Source organism: Algoriphagus zhangzhouensis, assembly GCF_900148515.1.
GTDB lineage: Bacteria > Bacteroidota > Bacteroidia > Cytophagales > Cyclobacteriaceae > Algoriphagus > Algoriphagus zhangzhouensis.
The window spans coordinates 380,060-393,253 of sequence record NZ_FRXN01000004.1 but is presented as its reverse complement, the minus strand read 5'-3'; the positions used below and the strand labels follow the sequence as shown (position 1 = coordinate 393,253).

Annotated in this window: 10 protein-coding genes; 3 read left to right on the top strand and 7 right to left on the bottom strand. The window is 38.0% G+C overall.

The features are described 5' to 3' along the window. Positions 1-62 precede the first annotated feature (62 nt). Positions 63-1,727, top strand: a complete 1,665-nt coding sequence (locus BUF13_RS15970) for a mechanosensitive ion channel family protein (protein WP_073572809.1) — start codon at positions 63-65, stop codon at positions 1,725-1,727. On the opposite strand, the gene BUF13_RS15965 is transcribed toward BUF13_RS15970, so the two are convergent. The 7 genes from BUF13_RS15965 to BUF13_RS15935 all read right to left on the bottom strand — a co-directional run bounded on the left by BUF13_RS15965 (position 1,724) and on the right by BUF13_RS15935 (position 11,035). Then, complete coding sequence (locus BUF13_RS15965; protein ID WP_134204492.1) at positions 1,724-3,274, bottom strand: hypothetical protein; 1,551 nt, start codon at positions 3,272-3,274, stop codon at positions 1,724-1,726. The two genes, BUF13_RS15970 and BUF13_RS15965, sit on opposite strands and share 4 nt — an antisense overlap. A 40-nt stretch (positions 3,275-3,314) precedes the next feature. Then, positions 3,315-4,463 carry a DUF4249 domain-containing protein gene (locus BUF13_RS15960; protein ID WP_073572807.1) on the bottom strand — a complete coding sequence of 383 codons (1,149 nt, stop codon included), beginning with the start codon at positions 4,461-4,463 and terminating at the stop codon, positions 3,315-3,317. Beyond that, positions 4,460-5,620, bottom strand: coding sequence for a DUF4249 domain-containing protein (locus BUF13_RS15955; protein WP_073572806.1), 1,161 nt, complete (start codon positions 5,618-5,620; stop codon positions 4,460-4,462). The genes BUF13_RS15960 and BUF13_RS15955 overlap by 4 nt, the downstream gene beginning before the upstream one ends. Further along, a complete protein-coding gene (locus BUF13_RS15950; protein WP_073572869.1) occupies positions 5,620-8,352 on the bottom strand; it encodes a TonB-dependent receptor in 2,733 nt (910 codons plus the stop codon). The genes BUF13_RS15955 and BUF13_RS15950 overlap by 1 nt, the downstream gene beginning before the upstream one ends. A 4-nt stretch (positions 8,353-8,356) precedes the next feature. After that, positions 8,357-9,064: a hypothetical protein gene (locus BUF13_RS15945; protein WP_073572805.1), complete on the bottom strand. Its 708-nt coding sequence runs from the start codon at positions 9,062-9,064 to the stop codon at positions 8,357-8,359. A gap of 95 nt (positions 9,065-9,159) precedes the next feature. After that, positions 9,160-10,317 (bottom strand): DUF4249 domain-containing protein, encoded by a 1,158-nt coding sequence (locus BUF13_RS15940; protein ID WP_166669839.1) that lies wholly within the window; start codon positions 10,315-10,317, stop codon positions 9,160-9,162. Then, positions 10,310-11,035 carry a hypothetical protein gene (locus tag BUF13_RS15935; RefSeq protein ID WP_073572803.1) on the bottom strand — a complete coding sequence of 242 codons (726 nt, stop codon included), beginning with the start codon at positions 11,033-11,035 and terminating at the stop codon, positions 10,310-10,312. The genes BUF13_RS15940 and BUF13_RS15935 overlap by 8 nt, the downstream gene beginning before the upstream one ends. A gap of 110 nt (positions 11,036-11,145) precedes the next feature. Here BUF13_RS15935 and BUF13_RS15930 point away from each other — a divergent pair, with 110 nt between their 5' ends. Next, positions 11,146-12,057: a sugar phosphate isomerase/epimerase family protein gene (locus BUF13_RS15930; RefSeq protein ID WP_073572802.1), complete on the top strand. Its 912-nt coding sequence runs from the start codon at positions 11,146-11,148 to the stop codon at positions 12,055-12,057. Positions 12,058-12,731: 674 nt separating this feature from the next. Continuing rightward, complete coding sequence (locus BUF13_RS15920) at positions 12,732-13,163, top strand: hypothetical protein (RefSeq protein ID WP_073572800.1); 432 nt, start codon at positions 12,732-12,734, stop codon at positions 13,161-13,163. Positions 13,164-13,194: the final 31 nt, after the last annotated feature.

The following is a 13,194-nucleotide window of genomic DNA, read 5'->3' as shown; positions in this document are numbered from 1 at the left end:
GGATAAGCTTTGCCCCTCCTCATCTAATTGAGTAACTTGCACCCAAAATCACCACTGGATTTATGTTTAGACGTTTTCTATTCGTATTCGCTATTTTATTTTTTGCTGCAGGAGCTTCTTTTGCACAATTGATCGCCGACAATGCTGAGTCTGAAACTGTCGGCACCAAGGTAAACCTCAGTTCTCCATACCATACAACACTTACTTTTTTTTATAATCTGGAGGAATCTGAGTTTCACCCAGAAAAGGCAGCCCAAACTCTGGACATGACTGATATGCCAGATGCAGATGGGGCAAAACTTAGTTTAAAATTAAAACAAGTGTTTGAGGGGAAAGGAATTATCATTAGAACCAGCTCTGTCCCAAACCTCCCCAATTATCAAGACAGTACTTCTGGCAATACTGAATCCCTATATTTTTTTGACAAACAAAAGATCCCTGGAGTATTCCTTGAAAAAAAAGGAAAGCAATGGAAGTTCTCAGCTTTTACAGTCAGCCAAATAAATGAGCTTCATAAAGAAACTTATCCCTACGGCACCGCGAAACTATTAAATCTCCTTCCTCAAATTGGAAATGATGTCTATTTAGGGCTTCATCTATGGCAGCTTGTAGGGATTTTCTTTTTAGTATTCCTCGTCTTTTTGGCTCATTTCTTTTTCACCTTTTTGGTGGACAAGGTTCTGGTCTACTTTTTCAAAAGGGTCGGATATCAAAAAGTGGGGGAAAATTACCTTCTTCCAGTGGCTCGGATTACCAGTATCTATTTGATCGTTCTATTCTTGGCTCTTTTCATGCCAGTCTTACAGCTTCCTGCAGAGGTTTGGGCTTGGATAGTGATCATCCTGAATACCCTAAAGCCATTCCTGATCACGGTGATTTTCTACAAGTTGGTCAATGTAATTGCAGTTTATTTCGCTCGCTTAGCTACGAAAACTGAATCGACCCTAGATGATCAACTGGTTCCTTTGCTGAGAAAAACATTAAAGGCATTCGTAGTTGTAATCGGGACTTTGTTTATTCTGAGAGATGGGTTAAATCTCGATATCATTCCATTCCTTACAGGTCTTTCTATTGGTGGTGTGGCCATTGCTTTGGCAGCTCAGGATACGATCAAAAACTTCTTCGGATCAGTAATGATTTTTATTGACAAGCCTTTTCAGGTAGGAGATTGGATCACCTCGGGAGATATCGATGGAACTGTTGAGGAAGTCGGTTTTAGATCTACTAGGATCCGGACTTTCCGTAATTCTGTCATGTATGTTCCCAATGGAAAAATCGCAGATGCAACTCTGGATAATCACGGCTTAAGAAACTATAGAAGATTCTATACCACCCTGACTGTCACATATGACACTCCACCACAATTGATTGATCAATTTGTAATAGGCTTACGCAAAATCGTTTTGGCACATCCGGATACCCGAAAAGACTATTTCAATGTCTATTTCAACAACCTTTCGGCTTACAGTCAGGACATAATGTTTTATGTGTTTTTCGAGGTGCCAACTTGGCCAGAAGAGCTTCGCGCGAGACATGAAATCCTTATTCAGATAGTTGAATTGGCAAATACATTGGGAGTAAGGTTTGCCTTCCCTACTCAAACTCTACACATGGAATCATTCCCAGAAAAACAAACTCTAGTTCCTGATTACAGCAATGACTCCACTTACTACCAAAAGAAGTTAGGTGAGTTTATGCAGAATCAATTGGGCAAAAAAGGGAATTAATCCACTTTCAAAGTTTCTGTGATCGGAGATTTATTCTTGTCTTTAAATTGAATAACCAATTCATAAATACCCTTCATATTGGAGGTAGAAAACTCTACTTTCTTGCCTGAAACGTCCTCTTCCCAATACAACACTGATCTAAAGTCAGGGCTTCTGGTATCGATTACGCTCTTTTGAGCAAAATCTCCCTCAAAACTGATAAATGGATTGACTCCTGGATAATCCAAATACAAGACTTGATCTGGCACTGGAAAAAGCCCGAAATTATTTTCGTAGGACGAGAAGTTTATTACCCCTGCATAAGTTCTGTCGTTTAGATAAAACTCGCGATTCAATACTTCTAGTTTTTTAAAAAACTTCGGGTTGAAGTTTGCCAACATATCAGAATTGAAAACCGGAAGTGCATCCACCATCATCAATGGATTACTATCAAACATTGAATTGGCGGGGTTATTCAACAATCGGAATTCTTTCAACTTATCTCGCCTTCTAATAGCGACTCCGGGAACGTATTCTTTGATAACAGTCTCTACTGTCTCAAATCGAGTGTAATCATCCAACAAATACGTTTGATCGGCAACAAATCCAGTTACGACAGGAATCGAATCATAGCGATATTCCTGATTGTAATATGGCTCTAAAGCGGACGCCATTTTCAACTCTTCCAGCCATTTTGCATCTTCTGGATGGATTACTAGCTCAGGAATAGAGAATCCCGTTTTGAATGTAGTCTTTGGCCCCGGACTTACAATTTCCAAATCTGGTATGGCCGTACCTTCTTCGACTTGGATCAGCAAATGATCCCAATGTCTAAAACCTCCCAAATCAAAAAAGAGATTCCCATCCAAATCAGGCCTATCCGTAAATAACGCGGACTTTTCGCCATGAGCTGAGAGAAAATAGGTTTGGGTCGTATCAATCTCTGCCCCAATCAATTTTCCATGAACGATGTGTCCAAAAAGCTCCGGAACGAATATTTCAGGATTGATGGTTTGATAGATATCTTGTGAATTCAATTCTCCTTCTCTCCCTTCCAAATAGGGGTTCATCACTGAAACATGAATCGATTCTATTTCCTCAGATGGCAGATCAAGTTCAATATTTTGATTGGCTGAATAGGAAGATTTAACCAATGTATTGGAAGAAGAACTTACTTTAAAATCAACTTCACCTTCAGAGGTTGATCGAGGAGGCAAGCTTGGATTTAGAACTGTAACAAGTCTTTGTTTGATACCATTTCCAGTTGGATCATTGGCAGAAATCCTCGTATAAACTCTTAGCAAATAATTACCCGAAGGGATTTTAGAGTCCAACCCTAAATAGTTTAGCGCTTTCCCATTTTCTAAAGGAATCTTTCCCAAAGCCCAAGAACGGCTCTTTTCATCTATAAGCTCGGCATAAAGAACTTGGGATTCAGCTATATTTCCTAATGAATTTATTGAAGTCCTGATCCAGATTTTTTCATCCGTAAAAAATAGAGTTTTAGGAATATCAAATTCAATTTCTTCTTGGACCGTTTGTGCTAAACTCAATTTAGCTAGTGCCAAAAAAAGGGTAATTAAGATTATTTTTGGTTTATTTTTCATATCAGTCTATCCAGAAAGCCGGTTTTTCTCGATCAGCATAGAGCGTACAATCCGCACATCGCCTATCTGTTGTAAAGTATCCTAAAGGCCCCATGGGGCCAGGAACTACCCTAGCTGGCAATACTGCTCCGCTAGAAAATGTTTGCCCATACATTGAAGTTCTAATCGTATCTGTACCGATAAAACAATCATCAAATTCGGGAGTAAAAATCTCCCAAGGCAATATCTCCTCTCGGTCGATAAATATTCTTGATTGTTGTACTACACCGATACTAATCTGGCCAATGACTGGCCGATTCTCATCTACAACGAAATGCAAATTTCCTCCAATTAAGGAAGGTAATGGACTAAATACAGTTCCTATATCCTCAGAATTTCTTTTCAACGTCTCCCAGAATTCGACAGCGTCTTGAGGAATGGCTTTCTGAGAAACCAGAATGCTATATCTTTTCTGCATTCTTGGATCCCCTTCTTCAAACTCTTTTATCGTTTGTCGAAAAACTACCTGATCCTCAAACCTGGAACTTGTTTCCAGCAATACCCCGGCATTCCTTACAGTTTTGTAGCAAAGATCTATCCTTTCATCATCATTTCTATTCACAACTCCTTCGCCTGGCTTATAAATAAAAGTCACCCTAACTCTAGGTAGAAAAATCCAAGTTTCTTCATAAGTCCATAAAAAATCATCTGCGTTTTCATCGCCTTGGGTATTGACAAAAACTTCTATTCCTGCTTCATCTTTAACAAAGCCAGCTTCAAGAATCGGAGGTGTCAATATCGGTTGAATCGGATCACTTAAAACTTGTTCTCCATTTGACAATTGAATAGAGAGATGATAGGTATTTTCTTTAGAAATATCCGCTTGAAAAACATACAATCCATCCCCTTCCTCCACTAGTGGGTAAGTAGCACCAGAACTTGATATCAATTCAACTGAAGCACCTAATTCAGGAGAAGGAGAACTATCCGCACCTAACTCTGAGGTCTTACTAAGTCTTAATTCGCTTTTCAATCCCTCAGAATCCAAATAGCCTTCCACTACAAGAACTCTTTGGTCCAATTGATTTACTTCTGGCTCGTAGACCTCCCTACAAGCTGACAAATAGACCAGCACTAAAAGAGTTATTACCGATTTGAAAAGAGTCCTCATTCTATCCAAAATTCAGGTTTCTCTTTGTCTCCATACAAAGTACAATCCACACATCTAGTCGGTGCATAATAATAAGCTACGATTGAAGTCCCCTCAATCAGTTCCCTAACTGGAGCTACTCCAGACCCATTAAATGTGCTATAGAAAGCGCTCGTCCCAATGTACAATGCCTCTTCAGAAATAAAACAATCGTCAAATTCCGGGTCAGAAAAATACCAAGGTTGAACCTCATTATTTTCTATAAAGATTCGTTCTTGTCTAACTACACCTATACTCACATATCCCACTGCTCCGCTAGCCCCATCGATTGAATGAATATTTCCAGAAATGATAGATGGTAAAGGACTGAAAAAAGAGCCTAAATCCAATGAATTCTTCTTCAAGATCTCCCAAAACTCCACCGCTTTGGAGTCCAATGCCTTTTGTGAAATCAGTACGCTATACTTCTCTGCAAGCCTTTGATCATTTGTCGGGATTTCTGAAATAGTTTGTCGAAAAACCACTTGATTCTCAAATCTCGAACTCGTTTCCAACAAAATATCCGGACTCTCCAAGGTTCGATAGCAAAGATCATTTCTTTCCTCTTCCGTTCTGGTACGAACAGCATTCAGGTCTTTATCGAAAATATAGGTGCTTCTTATCCTTGGTCTAATAATCCATGTCTCTTCAAAAGTCCATAAAAAATCATCAGCATTTTCATCGCCCTTTGCATTGACAAAAATCTCAACACCTTCCTCATCTCTGGCATATCCCGCTTCTAAAATGGGAGGTGTGATGATCGGTTGAATAGGATCACTATAGAATTCTTCGCCATTTATTAATTGGATTTTCAAATAGTAGGTTTGGGACTCATCCAAATCTTGCTGAAACGAGTAGACACCCTCACCTTTTTCAATAAAAGAATATTGATCGCCTGAATTTGAAATCAATTGTAAAGAAGCCCCTCGAACCACGGCAGGTACATCGTCATAGGTGATGGGAGCTGTATAGGAAAGTTTCAGGTCACTACTAATCCCTTCAGAATCCAAATAGCCCTCGACTACTAAAATGCCTGTCGCTTGAGTTTCAATTTCTGGAAAAAACTCTTCCCTACATGATGTCAAAAACACCAATATGCAAAGCAGGGCAATATGTTGTGGACTCCTGAAGAATCTCATCAGAATCTGAAATTGTAGGTAACGAACGGAATCTGGGTACCAAATATGGAAAGCTTATAGCCTTGCAAAGCTCCTCCTTGTGGCACAAAGTATATTGAATAAGGATTGGCTCTTCCTAACAAATTGTACACTCCAAATGACCAAGAGGAATGCGCAAGCTTCTTCACTTTGTGATTTCCTTCCAAATTGATCGAAAGGTCTAATCTGAGGTAATCTGGTACTCGCTGGGCATTTCTTTCAGTGAAATAAACTCTTTCGCTACCCCCATATTCAAACTTGCTTACTGGTAAAGTGATCGGTCTTCCTGTGCTGTAATTACCCGAGAAAGTGGCATTGAACCTCTTACTCACCTCATAGTTCAAAATCAAAACTGCGTGATGAGGCTGATCAAAGTTGCTGGAATATTCATCTCCATCATTGATCTTTTCTTTTGTTTCAGCTTCATTGGTTCTGAGCAAGGATCTAGCATAGGTATAAGAAACAGACCCTGTCAGTCTACCACTACTCTTTTTCAAAAACAACTCCAAACCATAAGCTCTCCCATCCGTATTCAACACATCTTGCTCCACATCATCATTGAGAATAATGGTAGCCCCACTTCTATAATCCAGAAGATTTCTCATGGTTTTGTAATACACTTCAGCAGAAAACTCCAATGTATTTAGAGCCATGTTTCTGAAGTACCCCAATGCATATTGGATTCCTGTTTGTGGCCGGATAAAACCATCACTCAGTTTCCAAGTATCTGTTGGAGAAATGACTGAAGTATTACTCAGTAGGTGAATATTTTGGCGCATGGAATTCACCCCTGCTTTTAGAGATGATTGGTTATTCAATGAATACCTGGCCGAAAATCTAAATTCTGGTCCATGATACGTTTTAATAAACTTACCGGATTCATGGCTCACCTCACCATTTACATCTTGTTCTGAAAAGGAGGAACCATCAGGATAAGTAAAAGTCGTCTGTGGCCCCAGATAATTATAAAGATTATACCTAAGTCCTCCACTGACCATCCATTGATCATTTATTTCAAATTCATCTGAGAAAAACAAGGAGGTTTCGAGTGCCTGTTCTCTTTCCACTTCATCTGCAATAACAATTGATTCGGGACCATAAGGCCTTATTTTCCCAGGATCCAATTGGATATGATTCAGGTGAATCCCATAATTGAAGATATGCCGATCTTCATAATCCTGTCTTATATCCACTTTGGCAAAAGTCTGATCTATCCCAAACCCAAATTGATAAGAGTTCAAAGGATTATCTTCTCCTATTATTTCAAAATCATAAGAATCCCTACCTCCTGAGAAACTGGCTTCAACCTGCTCATTGAAATAATGTGTCCATTTGGCTGCGAAATTCTGGTTTTGATATCCGTAAACTGTATCTGGATCAAATCGGAAATTATCCTTGCTGAAATACCCTGTAAATTCGAAAACATCCTTCTCTCCAAATTGATGTCGGAGATTCAAATTGACATCATAAAAATTAGCTCTACTGGCATTGAAATCAGCCCTATCTTCCAGCCAGTCCAACACCCAATCTGAATAAGTACTTCTACCTGCAACCAAGAAAGTGGTGTTTTCTCCCAACGGACCTTCCAAGCTAAGTCTACTTGTCAAAAGACCAATTCCTCCACTTCCTCCAATCTTATCCGTTCTTCCAAATTTTGGTTTCACTTGCAATACGGATGATAGTCTTCCCCCGTAGCTTGCTGGAATTCCTGCCTTATGCAACTCTACACTCTCCACAGCATCTGCGTTGATTGCGGAAAAGAATCCAAATAAATGCGAGGGGTTGAAAAGAGTTGAGTTTTCATACAAAACCAAGTTCTGATCTGCCGCACCACCACGCACATTGAAGCCCACACTTGCCTCTCCAACAGTATTTACTCCTGGCAAAACCAAAATCCCTTTCAATACATCCACTTCTCCTAATACTGCAGGAAGCTTTTTCATTTCGTTTACAGACAAAGTTTGCACTCCCATTTCAGGTCTACTGATGTGGTTGATTGCCCCTGAATTAACCACCACCTCACTTAAGGAATAGATGCTTTCTCCAATACTCATATTTAACTCCCCATCTCCTCTCAAATCAATCAATCTCTGTTCGATATAGCCACCCAAATTTTGAATATAAATCGTGTGCTTTCCGATTGGCAAAACGATGCTATAAGAACCATCAGGAGCAGAAACAGAGCGTGTAAAATCAATTTTCTCAAAAACGATAGCACCGGAAATAGGCTCTCCATTTTCCAAACTTCTTACTACCCCACTCAATTTTGCCTTTGTCTGACCCGGAGCCAATTCTCCAATTACAAATCGATTATTTCGAACAAATGCCTCATCCACCTCTCCATTTAGATCTGATTCTGATCTTGAAACATTTCTAAAAAATCCTTCTGGAAGTTGAGTTTGAAGCTTTTCTCCTTTGGAAATAAATACGCTGAATTCATTTCCGAAAGAGTAATGGAAATCGGTTTTTAGAAAAATAGCATCTAACAAATCACTCAACTTACTTTGATCAGCTTGTAAGTTTACTGTCAGTTCGGCTATATCTTCTGATTTAAAATAAAAGTGATAAGGAGTCTCTTCCTCCACTCTTTCCATAAATCTTTGGAAAGAAATCCCGGGGAAGAATCCACTTATTCGGGGCTCTTGAATATCCTGAGAAAAGGACACTCCGGTCCCCATCAATAGAAAAAGAAATACAAAGTAAAATTGTTTCATTGGGTCAATTGTCATTCAGTTTTTTAGCCTCTGAAATGGCTAAGGACAAATATTTCTCTGGCTCAGATTTAAATCTTACACCTTGCTTTTTCATCGTCCTTTTTAATTGTTTCTTATCTACGTTTAATACAATCGGTATTTGTTTGGCTTTACCTATTTTGAAAAACTCGCCCTTCTTCCAAATAAAGAACTCAGTTTTTTCTACAAAAACATCGGTATACTTACTAATATCATTTTTGTCCTTTGTGGTCTTAAACTCTTTCACCAAACCCAAAACATCGCCGTCATTGAGTACTTTATAGAGTCCGTTTAAATGATAAAGAAAGCCTGAGTTTCCTTCAAAAAACTGAAACCTATCTCCATTGGCTAATCTAAACTGATCTACTTTTTCAGGATTGATCAGAATTTTCTGATTATAGATCGGATGAAAAGTCAACACTTGGTCTCTATAAGAATCATACATCAATGGAACTTGCGGATATGTAATCCCATTGATTTGAAGGCTTCCATTTTCAAATTGTCTCGAAAAATAAAATGGATGCCCCTCAATGGTTTTGGGAGCTTCAGCATATTGTCCTCCTGTAATTAATTCCTGGAAATAAGGAATTTCCTGCTTATAAGAAGCTAAATACTTCAAACTATCGCTTGCGACTTGAGCCTTGGCAGAAGAAGCAAAAACAAGAAATAAAATGAAAAATTTAATTTCTTTCATAAAGCAAAATACGATTCATTCAAAGTTAAGATCTTGTTTTAATCAAAATAATTTTAGGTGGTTTTAGAATTATTTGAAAGGATATTTTATAATCGTCAATCTTCCCAAAATTCCGGAGCAACATTACTTCCTCTCAAAGTACAATCCACACACCTTTCTTCAGAATATAAATAACCAATAGGTACTAACCCATTTACAGTGTAAATCGGATACGTCGGCACCTTATTACCAAAGCGAAATTCAGCCTCATAGTTGATTACAAATACAGTATCTGCCCCTAAAGAACACCCAAAGTAATCATCTACTTCAGGTTGCCAAGGATACACTTCCAGAATATCAATAAACAGCCTTTTTTGACTCACTTTTCCCAAACCAACTTGACCGATAACTGGAATTTCAGGGTTTTGATCATGAACCATATTTCCTTGAATCTGTGAAGGAAGTGGACTAAAAATAGTCCCCAAATCATCTGTGTTTTCTCTCAGATTTTCCCAAAATTCTGTCGCATCTGGTGCCAAAGCCTTTTGAGTAATTAAAATGCTATACCTTTCAGACAATCTTTCATCACCATGATTAATCTGAAGTATAGGTTGACGGAATACCAATTGATCTTCGAAATTGGAAGAAGACTGGAGAATCAAGGCTGAATTCGCTTCACTTCTATAGCATAAATCGTATTTCTCAGACTCAGTCCTTTCTACAACATCTTTGAGTTCCTGATCATATTTAAAATTAGAAGGGAAAGGAGGTTTAAAAGCCCATGTTTCTTCATACGTCCATAGAAAATCATCGGTATTTTCATCTCCTTGTGTGGTGATGAAAATTTCGACTCCATCCTCATTCTTTTCATAATCGACTTCTATAATATCTGTTGAATTTAGAGGCTTCAATTCCCTGGAGGAATAACTTTCACCTTCTGGTAAGAAAATTTTTAGGACAAAAGTATCTTCTTCAGAAATATCCTGTTCAAACCTATAGTCCCCTCCTCCAGCTTCAGATAAGTAAAACCTTTCCCCTGAAGAAGCTTCAAGATAAACCGTCGCTCCCAAAACTTTTGGGAAATCCTGAATATCAGATTGAAGGCTTTGGGTATAACTTAGACTGAGTAAGCTCGAAACACCATCAGTATCCAAATACCCCTCAACAACCAAAATCCGAGAATCTGAACCAGAGATCTTGGGTTCAAATTCCTCTCGACATCCTAAAAGACTTATAATCAAAAAACAGGCAATGCCTATTACCTTCTTACTCATCATTGCTCAAATTAGAACTAGTTGTATTGGATAGGAGGACAAGAGATTTCAAAAATTCTCTTTTATCTCTATTGAAATAGATTCCTCTTTTGATAATGTTTTCTCTAACTGATTTTTTGGGAACGTCCAGAAGTTGAATAGCCTTCTTTTTTGAAGTGACAGGAAAAAACTCACTACCATCATAAAAAAAGAAATCTTCAAATTCCTCGTAGGAAGCAAAATAATCCCCTAATTCCTTCGATCTGACCACCGTTTTGTAATGCTTGGAAATCAGATTCATTTTCCCCTCTTCAATGATTTCATAGAAGCCATTCTGATTATACAAATAAGATTCATTTCCAATCAACCGCTGGAATGAACTTAGATTTGAGAGACTAAAACCATTAATTTTCTCTGGCTTAATCAATAGGTTTTGAGAAAAAATCGGATGAAGTGTAATCAATTGATCATACCTAATATCATATAAGAGAAGTACTTCAGGATAGTAAATCTGATTGATCGTCAAAGTCCCCAATTCAAAGCTTTTACCTAGCAAATAGGGATATCCTTCATAGTTCTGAGGTGGATTAGTGTATTGTCCGCCTGTAATTAATTCCTGGAAATAAGGAAGCTCCTCTTTATACCTTTCCAGATTATTGACTTCTAAAGAATTGCTTTGCCCGAATGCCGGAACCACCAATACCCAGATAAGGGCCAATAAAAAAAAACTTTTATTCATGAGTAAAAATACGAGGGATTGAATTTTTGATACGGAGTTTTTTCAAATTATGTTTAGAAAGGCATCTTTCCCATTTAGAAGGAAAAATCACTACACCAAAACGTCCCAAAATGACCAATCGCAGAAAAGCTCTCAAAACCATCGCTCTTTCTTCAATTTTAGCCAGCGCTCCTGTTGCTTTGACAAAGGCAGAAGAGAAAAAACCGTCTAGTATCAAATTCTCATTAAACACGAGTACGATCCGAGGTCAAAAGCTTTCTCTTTCTCAAATGATCCAAGTTGCTGCTAAAGCTGGATACGATGGGATTGAGCTTTGGATCATGGAACTCAACCAATATCTGGATTCAGGAAAAAGCCTTTCATCTCTTAAAAAAGAATTGGATGATGCGGGAATCAAAGCAGTAAACGCTATTGGATTTGCTACATGGATGGCTCAGGATGCAGAAAAAAGCAAAAAGGGTTTTGAGCAAATCGAGCATGAGATGAATCAATTGGCTGAGATTGGTTGTATCAGAGTGGCAGCTCCTGCTATTGGGGCGGAAGCCCCGGTTGACCTATTTGAAGCAGGTGAAAAATATGCAAAACTCTTGGAGCTTGGGAGAAAAACGGGATGTATGCCTCAGCTTGAGTTTTGGGGAGCATTCCCACCTTTTTATCAATTGGGACAGGCTTTGGCTGTCGCTGCAATCGCCAATGATCCAGATGCTAGACTTTTGCCAGATGTCTATCACTTATTTAGGGGCAGATCCGGTTTTGACGGATTAAAATTGGTAAGTGGAAATGCAATAGAAGTTTTTCACTTGAATGATTTTTCTGACACCTTACCAAGAGAGCAACAAGAGGACAAGCACAGGATTTATCCGGGTGATGGAGTCGCTCCGCTTAAAGAGATTGCAAAAACCTTGGTTGAAATGGGAGGGGAAAAGACTCTTTCACTAGAACTCTTCAATCCTAGCCTTTATAAAATGGATGCTCAATTTGTAGCCGATACAGGTTTAGCCAAGATGAAGCAGTTTTTTTGAGGGGAATAGTATAGAGAAGGAAAAGTTTCAGTGAAGAAATTCAAAACATCCTATTCAAGAAATGACTCATAAAAGCCATTCTTTAGAAAGTTCGATTGGAAAACCAGTAGAAATAAACCTAAAAAGTGCCAAATCAATAGGAAGCACAGGCTATTTTTTAAAATCCTTTAAGACTACCAACCATCAAAACAGTGAGGTTTTAAAACTCAACTCAAAATGCAATTTCCAAAAACACATTGAAGGGCTTCTCCTACTATCAAATCAATCCAACGAAGTGAAATTTATACCAATTTCATTTAATAAAATTACTGAAATCCTCTTGATAAGAGGAACAGAGAGGATTGCTCCATTTTTCCTATCTCCAATGTGGATTTTATTAAAATTGAGAGTTTCAAAATTATATGCCCGATATTTTCGACTTAAAATTCACGAATATTCGATCTCCCAAATGCAATTGATAATAAAAACGACCGATTATGAAATGAACTTCATTGCCAATGGTTATTTGTTCGAAAATCAAGTGAAATTTTTCGAAGATCTTGGTCTGGGCTGTAAATTAAGAATTGAAGTAAAAACAGATTAGAAAACTTCCCGAACCACGAATTCAACAAAATCATTTTCTAAGGACAAATCCACACATAAATAAAGTTGAAAATCGGAACTAGAAAAAAACTATGAAATCTTTTTTCATCAAAACCTCCAACAAATTCATCCTCTTCTATTTGCTTATTTTTATTGGATGCTCATCTCAAAAGCGTGAAATGATCCATTTCGAAGCTGAACTAGCCGAGGAAATTGGAGCAGAAATAGTTGAGTTTTCTTATTCAGAAAAAAAATCTATCTCAAATGGAAGGTTAATTGAAGGAGAAAAAACCCTTTTCTTAAAAATAACCAACTCATCATTTTTTAAATCCCTATCCCCCAAAAGCATTTTAGCTAAAGAAAAAATAGATGAGTTGACAGATAGTTTAATGGCAGTTGAGGAAATAAAGGAGCAATTCCCTAATGCTAACCAAATAATTCTTCAAGCAGTTGAAAAGACTTGGATATTTCCAGAAAAGGAAATGTTTACCTCTGTCAGAAAGATAGACTCTGAGTATAGGTAATTATGGTTTGTGGTATTCCCATTGAAACTTA